The following is a 23,910-nucleotide window of genomic DNA, read 5'->3' as shown; positions in this document are numbered from 1 at the left end:
GCGCTGACGGAGCGCGCCCGTCAACCCGGCGCGAGCGCGCGAATGACGCGCTCGGCGAGCCCTTCGATCGTGTCGCGCTCGAACAGGCTCGTCGCATAGATGAGGCTGCCCTTGATCTCGCCATCGTCCAAGGAGATGGAGAGAGTGAGCGGGCGGCGCACCGCGACACGGTCGGCGGAAGCGCGCGACAGCGTCAGTCCTGAGAATTGCACATTCTGCGGCGGCGCGTCCTCGATCACCAGCGCCACGTCGCCGAGCCGCTCGGCCTCCGGGCCGTGCTCCTCGCGCAGCGCCGACATGATGTCGCGCCACGGCGCGTTCTGATTGGCGAGCGCCCCGAGCGTCGCCTCGCGTACGCGCGGCAGCAGCTCTTCCAGCGCGTCGCCGGGCCGCTCTATGCGCAGCGGCAGAGCGTTCATGAAGGGTCCGAGCATGCGATGCGTCGCCGCATGATGCCGCAGCGAGACCGGAATCGTCAGAGCGAGCGCATCGTCCGAGGCGCGCTCCGCGAGAGCGGCGGCGAAGGCCGCCGTCAATGTCATGGCGAGAGTCGCCCGCTCTTTCGCCGCGAGCGCCTCGGCGGCGTCGACGGCCGCCTGCGGAAAATCGAAACGGAAGACGGCGCCCTCCGGGACGAGGGCGCCTTCCCCGCGCGGCCGATCGCACCGGATCGGCGCGGGCAGGCCGCTCTCGAACAGCCGGCGGAAATAGGCCGTCTGGCCGCTGCGTAGCTCCGGCGTCAGCCATTGCCGCTCCCACAGAGCGTAATCGGCGTAGGAGAGCGAACGATCGAGGAGCGGAAACAGCTCCATGCCCTCGAGCCCATTGGCGTAGAGCGCGCCGATCTCGCCGAGCAGCATGCGGACTGTCGCGCCATCGGCGATCGAACGATGACAGCGCAGCCGCAGCAGACGCTCGCCATCGCCGATCCGCTGCAGCGAGACGCGGATCGCGGGCCGCCCGTCATCGGCGCGGACCGGCTCTAGAGGATCGGGCGCTTCCTCGGGACCGAGCAGCATCACCTCGGGCGGCGCATCGACGATCCGCTGCATCGCGCCGCCATCGGCCATGGGCTCGAGAATTGTGCGCAGAATGGCGTGACGCCGAAAGGCTTCCGTTATGCTCTCGATCTGGCGCTCTTCGTCGAGCGGGCCGAGAATTTGCACGCCGACGTCGATCCACTGACCCGGCGCACCGGGAGACGCCTGCTCGGCCGCGAGGGCGCCGAGCTGGGCGATCGAGGCCGGCGCGACAGCGCCTGCAGGCGCCGCGACGAATTCCGGCAGGGCGACGGTCGCGCCGCGCCGCGCGCCGTCGAGCCGGGCGGCGAGCGCGGCGAGAGTCTGATCCTCGAAAATCGCGCCGAGCGGCAGCTCCACGCCGAGGCTTTGATGAATGCGCGCGCGCAATTGCGCCGCCAGCATGGAATGACCGCCGAGCAGAAAGAAGCTGTCATCGGCGCCGACACGCTCGAGCTTCAGCAGATCACGCCAGATCTCGGCGAGGCTCTCCTCGTCCTCGGTCCGCGGCGCGACGAAGGCCGAGTCACGAACCGCATCGCGCGGCGGCGCCGGCAAGGCGGCGCGATTGAGCTTGCCATTCGCCGTCAGCGGCATTTCGTCGAGCGTCACAAAGGCGGACGGAATCATATGATCGGGCAGAAGGCGGCGCAGATGATTGCGCAGCGCATGCACATTCGGCGCCGGTCCGTCGAAGGTGAGATAGGCCGCGAGCCGGGCCTCGCCGTCCATGTCATAGGCCGCGACCGCCGCCGCGCGCGTGCGCGGATGGTCGAGCAATGCGCGCTCGATCTCGCCGGGTTCTATGCGGACGCCGCGAATCTTCACCTGCTGGTCGTCGCGGCCGACGAAGGCGAGAACGCCGTCCTCCTCACGCCGCACAATGTCGCCGGTCGCATAGAGACGCTGCGTCGCCTCGCCATCGTCGAAGGCGAAAAAGCGCTCTTGCGTCAGCGCAGCATCGCCGAGATAGCGCAGCGCGAGGCATGGCCCGCCGATGTGCAATTGTCCGGGAACGCCGATTGGCGCGATCCGTTTCTGCGAGTCGAGCACGACCAATCGCACATTGGCGCGCGGCCGTCCGATCGGCACGATCGCCTGCGAATCGGCGAGCGCGCCCGGCCCTACCACATGCAGGCTGACGATGCCGGAGGTCTCGGTCTGCCCATATTGATTCACCCAGCGCAATTCGTCGCCGACGAGGGCGCGCCAATCGCGCACGAGCGACTGACGCAAAGGCTCGCTCGCGGTGAGCTGCAAACGCAGCTCATTATCGAGCAGTGTTGCGCGCGCGGTCTCCGGCAAGCTCGCGAGCGCATCGGCGAGCTGCCGCAGCACGGAGGGCACGAGATCGATGATCGTCGCCTTGGCGGCGCGGATGCGCGCAAGCAGAGCGAAGGGATCGCGCCGCTCGTCGTCGCTGGCGATGACGATACGCGCGCCGGCGGCGAGCGGCGCCAATATCTGCCGCATGGAGGAAGAGAAGGCGCTCGACGCCGTATGCAGAAAGGCGTCGGAGGCGACGACGCCGAGCTCTGCACGAAGAGTCTGCGCATATTCGGCGACGGCGCCATGCGAGATCACCACGCCTTTCGGCCGACCTGTCGAGCCCGAGGTGAAGACGATATAGGCGGGGTCCGAAGGTCTGACCAACGCCTCGAGCGGCGCGTCCGACTGGCGCGCGACATCGGCGTCGAAAGGCGCGGAGACGTCGAGCGCGACATTCGCCTCGGCGAGCATATGCACGATACGTTCCCGCGGATAGGATTCGTCGATCGGCACATAGACGGCGCCGGCCTTCATCACGCCGAGCATTCCGACGATCATATCGACCTTGCGCCCCGTGCGCATAGCGACGGCGTCGCCGGGGTGAATTCCCTTCGCGCGCAGCCAGCGCGCGAGACGCCGCGCGGCCGATTGCAGCTCGGCGTAAGTGAGGCGGCGCTCGTCATCCTCGCAGGCGATATGATCGGCGCGCGCGGCGGCGACGGATTCGAGCAGCTCCGCCACAGTGAGCGGGCCGGGCGACGGCGCCTCCGCGGGCGCGCGGCTCGCGGCGCGCTCTTCCGGCGTCAGCAGCGGCAGCGTGGAAAGGCGCCGCGACGGATCTACGAGAATTCCGTCGAGCCCGGCGAGAAAATGCCGCAGCAGCCGCTCTATGCGCGGCGCGTCGAAGAGATCGGTCGAATATTCGACATGGCCGGCCATCGCAGCGTCGTCGAATATTGTGAAGGTGAGATCGCGCTTGGCCGTCTGCGTGTCGATCTCCTGCACGTCGATCTCGAGGCCGGGCACAACGGGCGGCTGCAACCCGCCCTGCAGCAGCAATTGCACGCGATAGAGCGGATTGCGCGAGCCGTCGCGCTCGCGCTCGACGGCGTTGACCACATGATCGAAGGGCGCGTCCTGATGCGCCATCGCGCCCTGAACGCGCGCGCCGAGGCGGGCGATCAGCGCGCGCATGTCGGGATCCCCGTCGAGGACGACGCGCACCGGCAGAGCATTGACGAAGAGGCCGATCAATCCTTCGATCTCGAGCCGGCCGCGATTGGCGCTCATCGCGCCGACGATGAATTCGTCCTGGCCGCTGTGACGTTGCAGCACGGCGGCGAGCGCAGCGAGCAGCGGCGAGAACAAGGTCACGCCCTCCGCCTGCGCCAATGCGCGCAGCGCCTTTGCGCGCTCGGCGCCGAGCGCGAAGCGCAGACGGCGGCCGCGAAAGCTCGGCGTGCGCGGCGGCGGCCGGTCGGTCGGCAGGGCCAAAGGCGCGGCGCCGGAAAGCTCCGCCTTCCAAAATTCGAGCAGCTCGCCCAGCATCTCGCCGGCGAGCCAGTCGCGCTGCCAGGCGGCGTAATCGGCGTATTGAATCGGCAATTCGGGAAGCGGCCAGGGCTCGCCTGTCGTGAATGCGCGATAAACGGTCGAGAGCTCGCGCAGCAGCACGGCGAAAGACCAGCCGTCGGTGACGATGTGATGCATCGTCGCCAGCAGAATGTGATGCGTGTCATCGAAGCGCAGCAGGCGCGCGCGAAACAGAGGCGCTTGTGCGAGATCGAATGGCGCTCCGGCCTCGCGCCGCGCCCATTCGGCGGCCTCCTCCTCGTCGCGCACGGTCTCGACGGGCAGCGGAACGCGCAGCGAGCCGATGATCTGCGGCTGCGCGACGCCGCGCTCGCTGCGAAACGACGTGCGCAACGACTCGTGCCGCGCGACGATGGCGTCGAGGCTGCGCTGCATCACAGCGGCGTCGAGCGCGCCGCGAATGCGCACGGCGGCGGCGATATTATAGGCGCTGGAGCCCGGCGCCAGCTCATGCAGAAACCACAGCGCCTCCTGATTGAAGGAGAGCGGCAAGGGCGAGCCGTCGCGCGGCCGACGCGTCATCGGCGGCTGGCGCTTTGCGGCGGCGCCGCGCTGCTCCTCCCACCAATCGAGGAGGCGCGTCGCGAGCGTGGCGACATCGGGGCTCTCGATGAAGAGCGCCACCGGAATGGCCGCGCCGAGCGCCGCCTGCAAGCGACTGCGCAGCTCCATCGCGGTCAGCGAATCCATGCCGAGCGCGGCGAAGGCCGCATGCGGATCGATTTCGGCGGCGCTCATGTGCAACGCATGGCCGATCTCGGCCTTCAGACGCTCGACGACGAGACCGCGCCGCTCCTCCTGCGGCGCATCGGCAAGCCAGGAGTCGGGCGCGGCGGCGGCGGGAGTGTCGGCCGGGAGAGCGAGAGAGTCGTCGGAGGCGAGCGCGGCCGCGCGCTCTTCGCCGGACCCCGAGAAGGAATGCGCGTCCCGCCGCACGGCCTGGAACCAGAAGCGCTTGCGCTGAAACGGATATTTGGGAAGATCGACCTTGCTGCGCCGCCACGGCGCATCGACGGCGCGGAAGTCGATGCGGGCGCCGGCCGCATAGAGCTGGCCGAGCGCTTCCTCTATCTGCCGAGCGTCGGACACGTCGCGGCGCAGCGAGGCGACCGCCTGCGGCGTCGGCCGCCCCTCCGGCCAGGCGCGCAGCGACATTGCGGCGAGCACCGGCTGCGGACCGACCTCGAGCAGGACCCGACAACCTAATTCCGCGAGCGTCTGCGCGCTCTGCGCGAAGCGGACCGGCTCGCGCGAATGGCGCCGCCAATATTGCGCATCCAATCGCGTCTGCGCGGCGAGCGGCTTGCCCGTGCGATTGCAGATGAGCGTGCGCGTCGGCGCCTCGAAAGGCGTCTCTCCGGCGAAACGCTCGAAGGCGTCGAGCGCCGGCTCCAGCAGCTCGGAATGAAAGGCGTGCGAGGTCTCGAGCTCTTCCGTGCGGCGGCCTTCGCTACGAAACATTTCCGCCAGCGCGCGCACATCCGGCTGCGGACCGCTGACCACGATATGCGCGCCATTATAGGCCGCGATCGAGACATGCGGGAAAGCGGCGAGCCGCGCCTCGACGGCTTCGGCCTCAGCGAAGATCGCCGCCATCAGCCCACCCGCCGGCAAGGCGCCGAATAATCTCCCGCGCTCGGCGAGCAGACGCGCGCCCTGCTCGAGCGTAAAGACGCCGGCCACACAGGCGGCTGCATATTGCCCGACGCTGTGGCCCAGAACCACATCCGGCGTGACGCCCCAGCTGCGCCACAGCCGCGCGAGACCCATCTCCAGCGCGAACAGCGCCGGCTGCGCGTAAGAGGTGTGATTGATCGCGCCATCCTCGGCGAACATCACTTCGAGCAGCGGGCCGGGAAGCATATCCGCGATCGCCGCGGCGCATTGGTCCAGCGTCTCCTTGAAGAGCGGCTGCGTCTCATAGAGCTCGCGGCCCATGCCGGAATATTGGCCGCCCTGTCCGGTGAAGAGCCAGGCGGTCTTCGGCGGATCGGCCGCGAAGCCGGTGTAGACTCCCGCAGAGGCGCGCTCATCGGCGAACGCCTCCAGCAGACGCGCGGCCTCGGCGCCGTCCTCAGCGACGATCGCCGCGCGATGCTCGAGATGCGAGCGCCCGACGCCGGCCGAATGGCAGACATCGGCGAGCGCGCTCGCCGAGGGCAGCGTCTCGACGCGCTGGATATAGGATCGCGCCAGAGCCTTCAGCGCCGGAACGCTCCGCGCCGACAGCGGCAACATATGCCAGGGACGTTCGGAAAATGACGAAGCTGCGTCCTTCGTCTCGGCCTGGGGCGCCGCCGGCGCCTCCTCGAGGATCACATGCGCATTGGTGCCGGAAAAGCCGAAAGAGCTGACGCCGGCGCGTCGCTTGCGCTCGGCGCGCAGCCAGGGGCGCGCCTCCGAAACGACCTTCAGCGGCAATTGCTTCCACGGAATATGCGGCGACGGGGTGCGGAAATGCAGATGCTCGGGCAGCAGCTCGTTCTCCAGCGCCTGCGTCACCTTGATGACGCCGGCGACGCCCGCGGCTGCTTCGAGATGGCCGATATTCGTCTTCACCGAGCCGATGAGCAGCGGCCTGTCGGGCGCGCGGCCGGGGCCGAGCGCGGCGGCGGCGGCCTGCGCCTCGATCGGATCGCCGAGCGACGTGCCCGTGCCATGGGCCTCGAGATAATCGACATCGGCGGGCGTGAGCCCGGCCTGATCCAGCGCCGCGCGAATGACGCGCTGCTGCGCGCGGCCGCTCGGGACAGTGAGCCCGCCCGAGGAACCGTCCTGATTGACGGCGCCGCCGCGCAGCACCGCGCGGATGCGGTCGCCGTCGCGCAGCGCGTCGGAGAGCCGCTTCAGCACGATGACGCCGCAACCTTCGCCGCGCACATAGCCGTCGGCGGCGGCGTCGAAGGTCTTGCACTTGCCGTCCGGCGCCAGCATGCGCGCGCGCGACATGCTGATCATCAGAGCCGGCGTGAGGATCGCGTTGACGCCGCCGGCCAGCGCGAGGTCGCATTCGCGTAAGCGCAGCGCCTGGCAGGCCTGATGGATCGCCACGAGCGAGGAGCTGCAGGCCGTGTCGACCGTCACCGCAGGCCCCTCGAGCCCGAGTCGATAGCTGATGCGTCCGGCGCCGGCCGCGGGCGAGGTTCCCGTCGCATAATAGGCGTCGATGGTCTCGGGCGTCATATTGTTGACGAGCAGGCCGAGATATTCATGCGTGCTGACGCCTATCCAGACGCCGGCGCGCGCGCCTTCCAGCTCCGAGGCGGCGACGCCTGCATGTTCCAGCGCGCGCCAGCTCGTCTCCAGCAGCAGACGATGCTGCGGATCCATGTAGGAGGCCTCGCGCGGCGCCACGCCGAAGAATTGCGCGTCGAAATCATCGATGCTGTCCAAGAGTCCGGCGCGCCGCGTCAGCGATTTTCCCGGCGCGTCAGGATCGGCGTTATAAACAGCCTCGGCGTCCCAGCGGGAGAGCGACACTTCGCCGACGCCTTCGCGCCCGTCCCGCAGCATCTCCCAAAAGGCTTCGGCGTCCGCGCCGCCGGGAAAGCGCGCCTCATAGCCGATGATCGCGATGGGCTCGCGCGTCGCGCCCTCGAGCTCGGCCACGCGACGGCGCAGGGTCTCCAGAGCGACGATCGCCTTTTTCTTGAATTCGAGCTCGCTCATTTCGGGTCTCGCGCGTTTATTGCGTCGTGGCGGTGAGCGTCTCGCAACAGCGAGCGACGATCTCCATCAGCGCCCGCTGTCCGGTCGCCGGACGAAAGTAGAAATGATCGCCCGCGACGAGGCGCCGCTCGAAGCCGCCGCCCGCATGCTTTTCCCAGGCGTCGAGCTCGGCCGCCGACACGACCGGATCGCCGTCGCCGCCCACGGCCGTCAGCGGGCAAGGGAGGGGCGGACGCTCGGTCCAGCCATAAGTCTCGTTGATGGAGAGATCGGCCTGCAGCGCGCGGCCGATCATCTCGACATAATCGCTCTGCTCGAGCAGAGCGACCGGAATATTGCCGTGCAGCTTCGCGACGCGGAACACGACATCGCGCGGCGGAAGATGCGATACGCGCTCCGCTCGTGAGAGCAGATGCGGCGCGACGCGGCCCGAGGCCAGGAAATGCAGGCGCTCCGGCGCCGCGCGTCCCTCGGCGAGCAGGCGATGGACGATCTCATAGGCGAGCAGAGCGCCGAAGCTGTGCCCGAAAATCAGCAGCGGCCGATCGGCCAGCGCCGCGACCGCCTCGGCGAGCGGCGCCGCGAGCGCGTCCATCCTGCGCGCAGGCTCCTCACGCAGCCGCTGCTCACGTCCCGGAAGCGAGGCGGCGTAGAGATTGGCGCGGCCGCGCAGCGGCGCGATCCAGGGCCAAAATCCCGTCATGCCGCCGCCCGCGGGCGGAAAGCAGATCATCGTCACTAAAGAGTGATCGTCTGCGGACATACGCTTCAGCCAATCGAGCGAGGCAGGGTTCGGCTCGTTCATGCGGCGCCACGCGCGATCGCGATGTGTCGCAGCGCACACCACGCTTCAGCGGCGCCTGCTATGGAAGTAGATATCGAAGAAGTCCGGATAGATTCCGAGAGGTCGATCAATGAAACCACCTGCGCATTCGATTGTAAGCGCAATATTTCGCATCGCAGCGCGACGCCGGCGCGCTTGGCTACCTTTGCTTTTTACGCTACAGTCCAAAGGGATGCAACGCCATCCATCCGTCGCGGACAGCGCCGGGACCGCGCCACTCGCCGGCTGTTACGGTTAACGACCGCATGAACGGCCGATAGGTCGCATGGTCTACTTGCCGTTTTGCGCGCGGATGCGCGACGAGATTATTTTGCATCGAATGACGCTGAGCTTTTTTGTCCAAACTATCTCTAGGAACGAGTAGAATGAACGGATCGACGCATGTCGACTTCGAGCACACCGGCCCCGGACTCCCGGCGGGCGAATTGCTGCGGCGCTATTGGCAGCCCGCCTTCGTCTCCGAAGAGCTTCCGGTGGCGCATCCCAAGCCTCTGAAAATTCTGGGCGAGGAACTCACCCTCTATCGGGGAGAGGACAAGGTGGCGCGCATCATCGACGGACGCTGCCCGCATCGCGGGCTCGTGATGTCGGTCGGCAAGGTGGAAGGCGACAGCATACGTTGCCGCTATCACGGCTGGAAGATCGACCCGACCGGCCAATGCGTCGAGCAGCCCTTCGAGCCCAAGAGCTTCGCCGCCAAGGTGCGCGTGCGCAGCTATCCGGTCGAAGAATATTTCGGCCTGATCTGGGTCTATCTCGGCCCCGCGCCGACGCCGCCGCTGCCGCGTTGGCCCTCGCTGGAGCAATGCGGCTATTTTCACGTCGTCGAATTGCGCAAGTGGAACTATTTCCACGATCTCGAGAACACGGTCGACGATGTGCACCAGCGCTGGGTGCACGCCGAGGGCATTTATCAGGACGCCGCCAACGCCGGGCAGATTCCCGCGGCGACGGCGCTCGAGACCGAATTCGGCCTGATGCAATACACCTCCTTTCCCAACGGCTATCTGCGCAAGCTCGCGCTCTTCATGCCGAACATGCTCTATTTCACCTCCGGCGCCGGCATGCTGCGCGGATTCAAGAGCTTCTTGTGGAATGTGCCGGTCGACGACGTCAGCCACAAAATGTTCTTTCTCCTCGTCGCGGCGCATTTGTCGCCGGAGGACGGCCGCGACGTCGCCGATGGAGTGCGCTCGGGCATGCGCTATGTCGCCTCGTCCCTGCCGCCCGTCGAGCAGGTCATCCAATCCGTGCTCTCCGGCGAGAAGCGCTGGGAAGACATAGAATCGCGACCGGATCTTCTGCTCATCGAGGACGGAATCGTTCTGGTCGGCCAAGGCATTATTCCGGATCGCTCGAAGAACCGGCTCGGCGCCTCCGACGCGGCAATCATTTTGCTGAGGAAGCTCTATACGCGGGAAATGTCTCGAATCGAGAAGGGAGAGCAGCCGTCGGCCTTTCCCGGACCCGACGAGCGGCTGCTCGCGCAGATCGATGAATTTCAGGCCGAGCCCGCGTGAGCGGGAATTCGAAAAAGCGGGAGTCGGCTTTTCGAAGTCCCGCGTTTTCAAATGACTCTGAGCAGCAATTTTGCGCGCGCGCAAATTCGAGGAGAGCGCATGCCCACGGTGAGGGACATATTGGATCGGGCCACCCAGATGATCGACACGCACAGAGACAAGGCGAGCTCTCTGGGCGCCCGCTACAAATTCGTGCTGAAGGGCGATGGCGCCTGCACTTTTGTGCTCAATCTCACAGCGGATGATCCCGGCGTGCGCGAAGGGGAGAGCGAGGCCGATTGCACGATCCGCGTCGCCGCCGCCGATTTCGTCCGCATGGCCGAGGGAGATGTGGACAGCCGCGATCTGTTCTTCGCCGGAAAGCTGAAGGTCGATGGCGATATGGGGCTCGCGTTGAAGCTGAAGAAGATGATCGCTTCGGCGTGAGATGAGGGGCGAGCAGGCTTCGTCGGCCCGGGGGCGACGGGCGAAGCCGCTATGACGAGCAAGGTTCGACACTGCGTCCACGCCGCGGCTGCGGCGTGATCGGACGCGTGCGCGTTGGGGGCGACGAAATGGGCGCGACGAATTCATTGAGCGAAGTCGAGGAGCTGGCGACAGAGCGGCTGCGGCGTCACGCCGTCGAGCATCCGGACCGGCTGGCGGCGGCATTTCTCGACGACGATCTCGAGATCCGCCAATCCTGGAGCTTCGGCGAGCTCGATCGCCGGGCGCGCTCCATGGCGGCCTTTCTCCAGAAGCGCGCCGCGCCCGGCGAGCGCGTGGTGTTGGCTTTTCCGACCTGCCTCGATTTTCTCGCGGCCTTCTATGGATGTCTCCTCGCCGGCATGCCGGCCGTGCCGGCCTCCCTGCCGCTCGCCCATGGCAAGGACCGACGGCTCGAGCTCATCGTCTCCGACAGCGGCGCCAAGCTCGTCCTCACCACCGCCAAGCATGTCGAGCTGCTGCAGCGCCGCCTCGCCGAGGGCGAAGCGGCGGCGACGCCGATCATCGCCGTCGACGGGCTCGCCGATGAGAGCGACGTCTGGCGCGACGTCCCGCGCGCCGCCGGCGATCTGGCCTTCCTTCAATACACATCCGGCTCGACGCGCTCGCCGGCCGGCGTGATGGTCGGCCATGGCAATGTGGCGGCCAATCTGATGGCGCTGCATGACGGGTTCGGCTCCACGCCGGAGTCGGTCTTCGTCAGCTGGCTGCCTCTGTTCCACGATATGGGGCTCATCGCCGGCGCGCTGGCCCCGACATGGGCCGGATGTCCCGTCTATCTCATGAGCCCGGCGAGCTTCGTGCAGAGCCCATTGCGCTGGCCGCGCGCCATCTCGCGCTATCGCGGCACGATCGGCGGCGGCCCCAATTTCGCCTATCAGGCCTGCGTCGAGGCGGCCCGCGCGCATGGAGTCGCGGGGCTCGACCTCTCCTCCTGGACGATCGCCTGGAATGGCGCGGAGCCCGTTCGCGCCTCGACGATCGATGATTTCGCAAAGACTTTCGCGCCCGCCGGCTTCCGTGCGGAGGCGCTGACGCCGGCCTTCGGCCTCGCCGAGGCGACGCTGCTCGTCACCGGCAAGCGCGGTCCCGTCCGGCCGCTCGTTCGCGCGGTCGACGAGTCCGCGCTGCGCCGTGACAGCGTCGCCTTCTGCGACGCCGAGGATGCGCGCGGCAAGCCGCTGGTGAGCTCCGGCGAGCCGGCGCTCGGCGTCGACGTCCGCATCGTCGACCCCGACACGCTCATCGAGGCGTCGCCCTCGCAGGTCGGCGAGATATGGGTGGGCGGCGCCAGCGTCGGCCAGGGCTATTGGAACAAGCCGGAGGAATCGGCGGCGACATTCGGCGCGCGCACGGCGGCGGGCGAAGGCCCCTTCATGCGCACGGGCGATCTCGGCTTTCTGAGCGAGGGCCAGCTCTTCGTCACCGGGCGGCGCAAGGATCTGATCGTCATTCGCGGCGTCAATTATTATCCGCAGGATCTCGAGCAGACGATCGAGGCGAGCCATCCGGCCTTGCAGCCGGCCTCCTGCGCCGTCTTCGGCGTCGAGGAGGGCGACGCGGTGCGCCTCGTCGCCGTGCAGGAGCTGCGCCGCAGCGCCTGGCGCTCCGTCGATGCCGCGGAGGTGTTCATGGCCATGCGGCGCGAGGCGGCCCGCGAGCATCAGCTCGCGCTGCATCGCATCGTGCTGCTCAAATCCTTCGGCCTGCCCAAGACGTCGAGCGGCAAGGTCCAGCGCGCGGCCTGCCGCCAGGCGCTCGAGGACGGAACGCTCGCGGCGCTGCATGAATGGCGCTCGACCATGCAGGTCGCGCCCATCGACTTCACCGGCGAGCCGCTCACCCAGCCCGGCGTGCTGGAGCGCCAGCTCGTCGATTGGCTGCAGCGCGAATGCGGCGTCGAGAACATCAGCTGGAAGACGCCGCTGATGGATCTCGGCATCGACTCTCTGAAAGGCGTCGAGCTCGGCAATGCGCTCTCCGCCGCCTTCCAGCATTCCTTCCCGGTGACGCTGATGATCGAGCATCCGACAGTGGAGGCGCTCGCGCGGCTCATTCGCGAGGAGGCGCTGGGGATGAAGTCCGCCGAGCCGGAGCCGGAGCCTCCGCCGCCCATCGCCTGGGAAGGCGCCTCGCTCGAGCAGGAGATCGACCTGCTCGACGACGACGCTCTGGATGCGCTGCTCGAGGGCAGCATAGACGCGGTTCTCAAAATGGATAGACGCTCGTGAGCGAGGCCGACTTCAAGAAGAAGGCGCTATTGGCCATAGAGACGCTGCGCGCCCGCGTGCGCGAGCTCGAGGACGCACGCGCCGAGCCCATCGCCATCATCGGCTATGCCGCTCGTCTGCCCGGCGCACGCGACGCCGAGGCCTTCTGGCGCCTGCTGAGCGAAGGGCGGGACGGCATCGCTCCCATTCCCGCCGACCGCTGGGACGCCGATGCTTTCTATGATCCCGATCCAGACGCCGCCGGCAAGGTGACGACTCGTCGCGCCGGCTTCGCCGACGACGTCGCCAATTTCGACGCGCAATTTTTCGGCGTGTCGCCGCGCGAGGCGGAATTTCTGGACCCCCAGCATCGTCTGATGCTGGAGACGAGCTGGCACGCGATCGAGCATGCGGGCATAGCTCCCGCCGATCTCGAGGGCAGCCGCACCGGCATGTTCGTCGGCCTCAGCACGCACGACTATCTGACGCTGCTGTCCGGCAAGCTGGGCTATGCGGTCATCGAGGCCTATTTCGGCACCGGCACCTCGCCCGCCGCCTGCGCCGGGCGCGTGAGCTTCCGTTTCGGCTTCGAGGGGCCGGCCGTCACAATCGACACGGCCTGCAGCTCCTCGCTGGTCACGCTGCACGAGGCCGCGCAGGCGCTGCGCGCCGGCGAATGCGAGCTCGCCCTCGCGGGCGGCGTGAACGTCATCTACAATGTCGGCACGATGATCAACTTCTCCCGCGCGCGCATGCTCGCGCCGGACGGGAAGTGCAAGACCTTCGACGCCGCCGCCGACGGCTATGTGCGCGGCGAGGGTTGCGGAATCCTCGTGCTGAAGCGCCTCTCCGGCGCTTTGCGCGACGGCGACACTATTCGCGCGCTGATCCGCGGCAGCGCCGTCAATCAGGACGGCGCCTCGGGCGGTCTCACCGTCCCCAATGGCCGCGCGCAGCAGCGCGTCATTCGCGAGGCGATGAAGCAGGCCAATCTCGTCGCCGGCGAGATCGACTTTCTCGAAGCGCATGGCACCGGCACCTCGCTCGGCGATCCTATAGAGGCCCAGGCCGCGGCCGCCGCGCTCGGCGCAGGCCGCCCGGCGGACAGGCCGCTGCTCATCGGCTCGGCCAAGACCAATATCGGCCATCTCGAGGCCGCGGCCGGCGTCGCCGGCGTGCTGAAAGTGGTCCTCTCGCTCGAGCACGAGCTGCTGCCGAAACATCTCAACTTCCGCACGCCCTCGCCGCATATTCCCTGGAAGCAGCTGCCGCTGAAAGTCGTGTCGGAGCCGCGCGAATGGCCGCGCTCCGAGCGCGCGCGGCGCGCCGGCGTCAGCTCCTTCGGCTTTTCCGGCACCAACGCCCATGTGATTCTCGAGGAGGCGCCCGCGCCTGCCGCTCCGCAGCAGGAGACCGCGCGCATCCCCGAGCGTCCCTGGCGCCTGCTGCCGCTTTCGGCGCGCAACGCTGCGGCGCTGAAGGCGCTGGCGCAGGCCTATGCCGAGCGCATCGAGGCGCTGCCTTCGGTCGCGGCCTTCGCGGATATCTGCTATACGGCGGGCGTCGGCCGCTCGCATCTCGAGCATCGCGCGGCGATCGTGGCGGAAGATCCGGCGAGCGCGGCGCGGCTGCTCACGGCGCTCGCCGAAGAGCGTCCGTCGCCGGGCGTTCACACGGGCGTCTCGGCCGATCCGCCGAAGACGGCCTGGCTCTTCACCGGCCAAGGCGGGCAATATGCCGGCATGGGTCGCGAGCTCTATGAGACGCAGCCGATTTTCCGCGACACGCTGGACGAATGCGCCGCGGCGATAAAAGACATTCTGCCGCGCCCGCTGCTCGAGGCGATGTTCGCCGAGGACGGCGCCATCAACCACACCTCTTACGCGCAGCCGGCGCTGTTCGCGCTCGAAATGGGCCTCGCGCGTCTGTGGCGCAGCTGGGGCGTCTCGCCGGATGTGGTGGTCGGCCACAGCGTCGGCCAATATGCGGCGGCCTGCGTCGCCGGCGCATTTTCGCTGGAGCAGGGCGCGCGTCTCCTCGCCGAGCGCGGACGTCTGTTCGGCGCATTGCCGGCGGGCGGCTCCATGGCGGCGATCTTCGCCGAGGCCGGCGCCGTCGAAGCGCGTCTTTCCGCCTATCCGCATGTTTCGGTCGCCGCCTATAATGGCGCGCATATCGTCATCAGCGGCCCGCAGGCGGATGTTCTGGCGGTGGCGGAGCAATTCCGCGGCGAAGGCAAACGCGCCGAGGCGCTCGAGACCTCGCATGCTTTCCACTCGGAATTGCTGGAGCCGGCGCTCGACGCTTTCGAGGCCTTCGCCGAAAAAATTCCCTTCGAGAATTTGACGCGCACGCTCGTCTGCAATCGCACCGGCAAGGCGCTCGGCGCGCAGACGCGGCTCGACGCGCAATATTGGCGGCGCCATTCGCGCCAGCCCGTGCAATTCGCGCAGAGCGTGCAGACTCTGGCGAGCCTCGGCTGCCGCGTCGTGCTGGAGATCGGCCCGCAGCCGGTGCTCGCGGCGATGGCGCTGCGCGCCTGGCCGGAGGCGACTCCGGCGCCGCAGCCCGTCGCCTCGCTGCGCCGAGATTCTTCCGACGCGCGGCAGATAGAGGAGGCTTTGGGCCAGCTCTATGTCGCCGGCGCGCGCATCGATTTCAAAGCCGTCGAGGCGCCGTGGAAGCGCAACAAGATCGATCTTCCGCTCTATCCGTTCCAGCGCAAGCGCTTCTGGTTCAAGCAGACGCGCGCGCCGGCGCAGGACAAGAAGAGCGCCGACTCGCAAATCCTGCAAATGATCGAGGATGGCCAGCTCGAGGAGCTCGGCGGCCGGCTGCGCCTTGCCGACGACAAAGGCGCGACGCAGCGCGTTCTGCAGGCGCTCTACGATCATTATCAGCGCGAGCGCTTTTCGCAGAACACTGCCGAAAATCTCTATGAGCTCGCCTGGAGCAAGCGCGCCGGCCGCGATTTCGCGCCCCAGGCGAGCGCGCATTCCTGGCTCGTCGCCGCTTGCAGCGAAGCGTCGGCGCGTCCACTCATGGACGAGCTGACGAACGCCGGCCATGCCGCGCGCTTCGTCGATCTCGCCGCCGCCGCGGATTTCCCGCGTCTCGTCGCCGCTGCTCTGCCGACGCGCGTCGCCATTCTCACCGCGATCGATGCGCCCGAGGGCTTCGGCGAAACGTCGCTGAAGCGCTTCGAGCAAATGGTAATGGCCGGCGCCTGCGGCCTCTCGCAGGCTCTCGCGGCGTCCGGCGCCAAGACGCCCGTCTTCCTCGTCACGAGCGGCGCGCAGCCGGTCGCCGAGAGTGACGCTATCGATCCGACGCAGGGCTGCGCCTTCGGCTTCGGCAAGGTGCTGGCGCTCGAGCATCCGGATCTCTGGGGCGGCCTCGTCGATCTTCCCGCTGCCGAAGCGTCGGCCGCCGACTGGCGCGCCTGCGCGAATATTCTGCGCGCGGAGACGCGCGAGAACGAGGACCAATTCGCCATTCGCGGCGGACAGACCTTCATCGTGCGCCTGCGCCGCCGGACGATCGCGGCGGCGCGGCCGCTCGATATCGGGACGGAAAAAACCTATCTCGTGACCGGCGGCCTCGGCGCGCTGGGATTGGAGGCGGCCGCCTATCTCGCAGGGCAGGGCGCGCGTCACATCGCGCTCACCAGCCGGCGCACGCCAGACGATCGCGCGCATCAGCGCCTCGAGGCGCTGCGCGAGCGCTATGAGGGCTGCGAGCTGCGCGTCATTCCGGGAGACGTCTCCTCAGAGGCGGATGTCGCGCGCATTCTGGAGCGCATCGGCGAAACCATGCCGCCGCTCGCCGGCGTCATTCACACCGCCGGCGAGATCGACGCGACGCGCCTCACGGCGCTCGAGCAAAAGCACATAGAGAAAGTCTTCGCCGGCAAGGTCTGGGGCGCCTATCGGCTGACGCGCGCGCTCGAAGGCGCGTCGCTCGACTTTTTCATCTCCTTCTCCTCCATCGCCTCTGTGTGGGGCAGCTTCGGCCAGACGGCCTATGCCGCCGCCAATGGCTTTCTCGACTCGCTCGCCGCCTGGCAGCGCCGCCAGGGAATGCCGGGCGCCAGCGTGAATTTCGGCCCCTGGTCCGCCGGCATGGCGGATGAGGCGGCGCGCGAGCAATTGGCCAAGCGCGGCGTGCTCGAGCTCTCCTCCGAGCTGGCGCTGAACGGCATGAAGGCGGTGCTCGAATCCGCCGATGGCCGCGGCGTCGTGGCGCGCGTCGACTGGGCGCGCTTCCTGCCCGTGTTCCAGCTGCAAGCGCGGCGCGCCTTCATGAAGGAGCTGGAGAAGGAGACGCCCGAGGGCGAGGAGCAGATCATCGGCGGCGGCGCGCTGGCGCAGCGCCTGCTGCTGGCGCCGGCCGAGGGCCGCAAGCGCATGCTGCTCGACCATATGCGGCAGGTGCTGGCCGAGGTGGTGCGCCTCGACCCGGCGCAGATTCGCGAGGAGGCCGGCTTCTTCGATCTCGGCATGGATTCGCTGATGGCGATCGAGCTGCGCAAGCGTCTCGAGAAGGACCTCGGCGAGACGCTGCCGGCGACGATGGCAATCGACCATCCGCGGCTGACCGACGCGGCCGATTTCCTGCTCTCGCGCATCGGATTGCAGAATGAGGCGCAGGCGGAGGCCGCGCCCATCGTCCAGACTTTGCGCGCCGACGAGCCGATCGCCATCGTCGGCCTCGCCTGCCGCCTGCCCGGCGCCGGCGGCGCGGACGCCTATTGGGATCTGCTTTCGCATGGCGTCGACGCCATCCGAGAGGCCCCGTCCGAGCGTTTCGACATAGACGAGCTCTATGATCCCGATCCCGAAGCGGCCGGCAAGGTCTATACGCGCAACGGCGGCTATATGGAGGGGGTCGATCTCTTCGACTCCGAGCTGTTCGGCGTGTCGCCGCGCGAAGCTCTGTGGATGGAGCCGCAGCAGCGCCTCGTGCTGGAGACCGCATGGGAAGCGCTCGAGGACGCAGGGCTCGGGCCGGCGGGGCTGTCGCGCAGCCGAACCGGCGTCTTCGTCGGCGTCGGCGCCAATGAATATTCGCATCTCCTCGCCGGCTCGCCGGAGGAGATTCAGGCCTATTTCATCACCGGCAATGCGCTCAACGTGATCGCCGGCCGCGTCGCCTTCTCGCTCGGGCTCGAAGGTCCGGCGATGGCGATCGACACCGCCTGCTCTTCGTCTCTCGTCGCGCTGCACGAGGGCGCCCAGGCCCTGCGCGCGGGCGAATGCGACATGTCGCTCGCCGCGGGCGTCAATGTGCTGCTCAGCCCAGCGACGATGATCGCCGCCTGCCGCGCGCGCATGCTCTCGCCGGACGGCCGCTGCAAGACCTTCGACGCCTCGGCGGACGGCTATGCGCGCGGCGAAGGCGTCGGCGTGCTGGTGCTGAAACGCTTGTCGGACGCGCAGCGCGACGGCGACCGCATCCGCGCCGTGCTGCGCGGCAGCGCCGTCAATCAGGACGGCGCCTCCAGCGGCCTCACCGTTCCGAACGGCCGCGCGCAGCAGCGCGTCATTCGCGCGGCGCTGGACCAGGCCGGCCTCGCCCCGGCGGATGTCGATTATATCGAAGCCCATGGCACCGGCACCTCGCTCGGCGACCCCATAGAGGCGCAGGCCGCCGCGGCGGCGCTCGGCGCCGGACGGCCGGCCGATCGGCCTTTGCTCATCGGCTCCGCCAAGACGAATATCGGCCATTTGGAAGCCGCGGCGGGCGTCGCCGGCGTCATCAAAGTGGTGCTGTCGCTAGAACATGGGCTGCTGCCCAAGCATCTGCATTTCAAGACGCCTTCGCCGCATATTCCGTGGAAGGAGCTGCCGCTGAAAATCGTCTCGGAGGCGCGCCCCTGGCCGCGCTCCGATCGCAAGCGACGCGCCGGCGTCAGCTCTTTCGGCTTCTCGGGCACCAACGCCCATGTGATCCTCGAGGAAGCGCCGGCTCCCGTCGTCGCGCCGGCCGGCGAGAACGCCGCTCCGGCCGAGCGACTTTGGCATTTGCTGCCACTCTCGGCGCGCAGCGCTCCGGCGCTGCAGGCGCTGGCGCAGGCCTATGTTGCGCGCGTCGAGGCGCTGCCCTCGGTCGCCGCCTTCGCCGATGTCTGCCACACGGCCGGCGTGGCGCGCTCCCATCTCGAGCACAGGGCGGCAATCGTCGCGCAGGATGGCGCCGACGCCGCGCGGCTGCTGGCGGCGCTCGCCGAGGGGCGTCCCGCGCCGGGACTTCACTCGGGCGTTTCGGCGGACCCGCCGAAGACCGCCTGGTTGTTCACGGGGCAGGGCAGTCAATATTCCGGGATGGGCCGCGAGCTCTATGAGACGCAGCCGCTCTTCAAAGAGACGCTGGATCAATGCGCGGCGGCCATCGGCGATATTCTGCCGCGCCCGCTGCTGGAGGTGATGTTCGGCGAGGACGGCGCGATCAATCACACCTCTTACGCGCAGCCGGCCTTGTTCGCGCTGGAGATGGGCCTCGCACGCCTGTGGCGCAGCTGGGGAATGACTCCCGACGTCGTGCTCGGCCATAGCGTCGGCCAATATGCGGCCGCCTGCGTCGCCGGCGCCTTTTCGCTGGAGCAGGGCGCACGTCTGCTCGCCGAGCGCGGACGTCTGTTCGGCGATCTGCCGGCCGGCGGCTCGATGGCGGCGGTCTTCGCCGAGGCCGGCGTCGTCGAGGCGCGGCTCTCGTCCTATCCGCGCGTTTCCGTGGCCGCCTATAATGGCGCGAATATCGTCATCAGTGGCCCGCAGGCGGATGTGCGAGCGCTGGTCGAGGCCTTCCGCGGGGAAGGCCGCCGCACGGAAGAGCTGGAGACCTCGCACGCCTTCCATTCCGAGCTGCTGGAGCCGGCGCTCGACGCTTTCGAGGCCTTCGCCGGAGAAACGCCTTTCGAGACGCTGACGCATACGCTCATCTGCAATCGCACCGGCCGGGCGCTGGACGCGCAGACGCGATTGGACGCGCAATATTGGCGTCGTCATTCGCGCCAGCCGGTGCAATTCGCGCAGAGTGTGCAGACGCTCGCCGATCTGGGCTGCCGCGTGCTGGTGGAGATCGGCCCGCAGCCGGTGCTCGCGGCCATGTCGCTGCGCGCCTGGCCCGAGGGCCGGCAGGCGCCGCAAGCGGTCGCCTCGCTGCGCCGGGATTCCTCCGACGCGCGGCAGATAGAGGAGGCCTTGGGCCAGCTCTATGTCGCGGGCGCGCGGCCGGATTTCGCGGCGATCGACGCGCCGTGGAAGCGCAGCAAGGTCGACATTCCGAAATATCCGTTCCAGCGCAAGAAATATTGGCCGCGCGCCATTGTCGCGCGTGGCGGCGGCGCGGCGGGCGCCGGCGCGCTGCTCGGCTCACTCTGCGATCTCCCCTCGGGCGATACGCTCTATGCGACCTGCTTCAGCGTGAAGCATCTGCCCTGGCTCGAGGACCATGTCATCTATGGCGCCATGGTCGTGCCCGGCGCCACCTACGCCTCCATGGCGCTCGCCGCCGTCGGCGCGCCGGCGCAGCTGCGCGAAGTGTTCTTCTACGAGCCGATCGTCTTCACCGGCGAGGAGCAGCGCGATGTGCAATTGACGCTGCGCGCCAGCGAGGACGCCGCGCCGAGCCTGCGCAAATTCGAGGTGCACAGCCGCCCGCGCAACGATCGCGACGCGAGCTGGTCGCTCAACGCCTCCGGCAGCGTGGAGCTCGAGACCGCAGTCACCGACGAAGCGCCCGAGGCCATCGACACGATCATCGGCAGGCTGTCGCCCATGCCGCCGCAGCGGCTCTTCGACGGTTTCGCGGAAAATGAGCTGCGCTGGGGGCCGAACTGGTCCGGCTCGCTGCGCGCGCTCTGGGCGGAAGGCCCCGAGGCGGTAGGCGAGCTGCAGGCCGGCGAGGAGCTTTCCGAGCATATTTCGAGCGAGCCCATCCATCCGGTGCTGCTCGATCTCTGCACCGGCGTCGCCGGCGCCGTTCTGCTCGCCGCGGCTCCCGAGGCCGCGGCCGACGACGGCAGCCTGTTCCTGCCGCTGCGCTATGAGCGCGTCACTCTGCGCGAGAAGATGCCGCGCCGTTTCTACTGCCATGCGCGCTGGCGCGCCGACGCTGACGAGCGCTCCGAGACGCAGTCCTTCGATCTCGTCTTCGTCGATGGCGAGGGACGCTATCTCGGCGGCATAGACGATTTCGTCGTCAAGCGCGCGCCCCGCCAGGCGCTGCTGCGCGGCCTCGGCGTCGACGCCGGCCGATTGCTGCATCTCTTGAGCTGGCGCGAGCGGCCGCTCGTCGCGGCGCCGGCCGCCGAGGCGGCGCCGTCAGAAATCGCGCTCATCGTCGCCGCGCCCGATCATCCGAGGCTGCCGACTCTGCGCGCCGCGCTCGCCGAGCGCGGACGCCGCATCGTCACGGTCGCCCCGGCCGCGGCCTATGAGCGGCGGGACGACGGCTTCACGCTCGATCCGCGCGACGCCGAACATTGGCGCAGGGCCTTTCTCGCGCTCGCCGAAGCGGGCGAGAGCGCCTTCGCCCTCGTCTTTCTGGCGAGCGGCAACGCCGGCCCGATCGAGGCCGAGCCGAGCGATGCGCTGCTCGCCCGCCTCACCAATGATCTTGACGGAATCATCGGCGCGACGCGCTATCTCGTCGGCCCGGGCGCGACAGCGCCGGCGCGGGGCCTGTGGCTCGTCACCGAGCGCGCCGTCGCCGCCGATCCGAGCGAGGCTGTCGATCCGGCGCAATCGGCGATCTGGGGCCTCGGCCGCACCATTCTCGCCGAACAGTCCGACGCCCATTGCGCGCTCGTCGACACGGATGGAAGCGCCGAAGCGATCCAATCCCTCGCCGATGCGCTGCTCTCCGGCGCGCCGGAGCCAGAATTCGCGCTGCGCCGGAAAAAATGCATGGCTCCGCGGCTGATGCCCTGGGCGCGCAGCGGATTGCTCGCGGCGCCGACGCAGGATTATCGCCTGCAGCCGAGCGAGCGCGGCGCGATCGACAATCTGCGCCTCGCGCCCGAGAGCTTCGCGCCGCCGGGGCCGGGACATGTCCAGCTGCGTTCGCTCGCGGGCGGCTTGAACTTCCGCGACGTTCTGAACGTCCTCGGCCTCTATCCCGGCGATCCGGGCGAGATCGGCGGCGAGCTGGCCGGCGTGGTGACGGCGGTGGGCGAGGGCGTCGAAGGCTTCGCGGTCGGCGATCGCGTGTTCGGCTTCGCGCCGGGCGGCGCTTTCGCCACGGCGGTGAACACGCCCTATCCCTTCCTCGCGCATCAGCCGGCAAGCGTCGGCGCGGCGGAGGCGGCGACGCTGCCGGCGGCCATGCTGACTGTCATGCTCGGCTATGAATGGGCGCTGCCGAAAAAGGGCGAGCGCGTGCTGATCCACGCGGCCTCCGGCGGCGTCGGCCTCGCGGCCGTGCAGCTGGCGCAAAAGGCGGGAGCGATCGTCTACGCCACGGCGAGCGCGCCCAAGCAGCAGACGCTGCGCGATCTCGGCGTCGAATATATCTACGACTCGCGCACGCTCGATTTCGCCGACCAGATATTGGCGGACACCGGCGGCGCCGGCGTCGATATCGTGCTGAACAGCCTGACGAGCGAAGGCTTCGTCGCCGCCACTGTGCGCGCGACGGCGCAGGGAGGCCGCTTCATCGAGATCGCCAAGCGCGACATTTGGACGCCCGAGGCGATGGCCGCGGCCCGGCCCGACATCGCCTATCACATATTGGCGCTGGACGATGTGATGCGGGACGATCTTCCACGCATCAAGCGAATGCTCGATAAGCTCGCCGAGGATCTCGGCCGCGGCGAATTGCAAACACTGCCTTTCATGGCCTATCCGATCACCGAGGCGAAAACGGCCTTCCGCTGCATGCAGCAGGCCCGTCATATCGGCAAGATCGTGCTCACCGTGCCGGAGGCGCCCAAGCCCCGCCGCGACAGAAGCTATCTCGTCACCGGCGGCCTCGGCGCGCTCGGCCTGCGCATGGCGGAATTTCTGGCGCAGCAGGGCGCTGGACGTCTCGTGCTCACGAGCCGCCGGCCGCCGGACGACAGCGCGAAAGAGACAATCGCGGCGATCATGTCGCAATATGATTGCCGGGTCGACGCCATCACGGCCGATGTCGGCGACGAGGCGAGCCTTCGCGCTCTGCTCGAGGGCATTCGGCGCGACGGACCGCCGCTCGGCGGCGTCTTCCATTTGGCCGGCGTGCTGGACGATGCGCTGATCCCGCAGCAGACGCCGGAAAAAGTGCTGAAGACCCTCGCGCCGAAAGCGCTCGGCGCCTGGCTGCTGCATCATTTGACGCTCGACGACGCGCCGGAGCTCTTCGTGATGTTCTCCTCGGCCTCCGCCGTTCTCGGCTCGCCCGGGCAGGCGAATTATGCGGCGGCCAATGCCTTCCTCGACGGCCTCGCGGCGCATCGCCATGCGCTGGGTCTGCCGGCGGCGAGCGTGAATTACGGGCCTTGGGCCGAGGCCGGCATGGCGGCGAGCGAGGCCGCGCGCGTCAATCTCGGAAGGCAAGGGCTGACGCCTTTGAAGCCGGCGATGGCGCTCTCGGCCTTGGCGGAGATGATCCGTCATGGCGCGGCGCAGGCCATCGTCATCGGCGCCCAATGGCAGCGCATCGCCAAGCTGATGGGACCGACCCGCCCGCCCATGCTGGAGCATGTGCTGCCCAAGGCCGCCGCGGCGCAGGCCTTCGACGGCGCCTTTTTGAAGCAGCTCGAAAAAGTGCCGGAGGAGCAGCGCGCGGACTTCCTGACCGAGCATCTGCAAGGGCAATTGCAGCATATTCTCGGTCTCGCGCAGCCGCCCGCGCCGGACAGCCGCTTCCTCGAGCTGGGGATGGATTCGCTGATGGCCGTGGAGCTGCGCAATCGCCTGCTCGGGCAATTCGGCGCCTCGGTCTCCATTCCCTCGACTGTCGTCTTCGATCATCCGACCGTCCGCGCGCTGGCCGAATATCTCGGCAGCCAAACGGCGGAAGGCGGCGCGGTCGAGGCGACCACGACTGATTCGGAAGCTCGAACAGATACGCCCGCAAAATCGGAAAAGGAGCTTGCGGCGCCGCCGTCATGAGCGGCCCCACGCCTCGCATGGCCCACAGCGGCACAGCGCGACAGCGAAGGAGCTTTTATGAGCAATTTTCTGAGCTTGCAGGCAATCGCCGAGACTAGCTTTCCTTGACAGAGCGTGTCTCGAAAGCTAGTACCGTTAACAGGTCGTTAATTCGGCCGCTCCGAGCTTTACGCTCGTGTCATATTTGTAATTCGCGCTCCGAAGGGC

Annotated in this window: 6 protein-coding genes; 4 read left to right on the top strand and 2 right to left on the bottom strand. The window is 68.3% G+C overall.

Annotated elements, in window-relative coordinates:
- Positions 1 to 20 precede the first annotated feature (20 nt).
- Both A1351_RS24075 and A1351_RS16465 read right to left on the bottom strand, forming a co-directional pair.
- Positions 21 to 7,550 (bottom strand): hybrid non-ribosomal peptide synthetase/type I polyketide synthase, encoded by a 7,530-nt coding sequence (locus A1351_RS24075; protein ID WP_083967379.1) that lies wholly within the window; start codon positions 7,548 to 7,550, stop codon positions 21 to 23.
- Between the two features lie 16 nt (positions 7,551 to 7,566).
- Complete coding sequence (locus tag A1351_RS16465; protein WP_024882187.1) at positions 7,567 to 8,355, bottom strand: thioesterase II family protein; 789 nt, start codon at positions 8,353 to 8,355, stop codon at positions 7,567 to 7,569.
- Between the two features lie 404 nt (positions 8,356 to 8,759).
- Between A1351_RS16465 and A1351_RS16460 the strand changes: the two genes are divergently transcribed.
- The 4 genes from A1351_RS16460 (at position 8,760) to A1351_RS16445 (ending at position 23,703) form a co-directional block, all read left to right on the top strand.
- On the top strand, positions 8,760 to 9,914 hold the full coding sequence (locus tag A1351_RS16460; RefSeq protein ID WP_024882188.1) for a Rieske 2Fe-2S domain-containing protein: 1,155 nt from the start codon (positions 8,760 to 8,762) through the stop codon (positions 9,912 to 9,914).
- 99 nt (positions 9,915 to 10,013) lie between these two features.
- Positions 10,014 to 10,340 carry an SCP2 sterol-binding domain-containing protein gene (locus tag A1351_RS16455; RefSeq protein WP_198162443.1) on the top strand — a complete coding sequence of 109 codons (327 nt, stop codon included), beginning with the start codon at positions 10,014 to 10,016 and terminating at the stop codon, positions 10,338 to 10,340.
- A gap of 146 nt (positions 10,341 to 10,486) precedes the next feature.
- Complete coding sequence (locus A1351_RS16450; protein WP_198162442.1) at positions 10,487 to 12,631, top strand: AMP-binding protein; 2,145 nt, start codon at positions 10,487 to 10,489, stop codon at positions 12,629 to 12,631.
- Positions 12,628 to 23,703 carry a type I polyketide synthase gene (locus A1351_RS16445; RefSeq protein ID WP_245291670.1) on the top strand — a complete coding sequence of 3,692 codons (11,076 nt, stop codon included), beginning with the start codon at positions 12,628 to 12,630 and terminating at the stop codon, positions 23,701 to 23,703. The genes A1351_RS16450 and A1351_RS16445 overlap by 4 nt, the downstream gene beginning before the upstream one ends.
- The last annotated feature ends 207 nt before the right edge of the window (positions 23,704 to 23,910 follow it).

This window comes from Methylosinus sp. R-45379 (genome assembly GCF_001644125.1).
Taxonomy (GTDB): Bacteria; Pseudomonadota; Alphaproteobacteria; order Rhizobiales; family Beijerinckiaceae; genus Methylosinus.
This window is presented reverse-complemented; position numbering and strand designations above follow the sequence as displayed.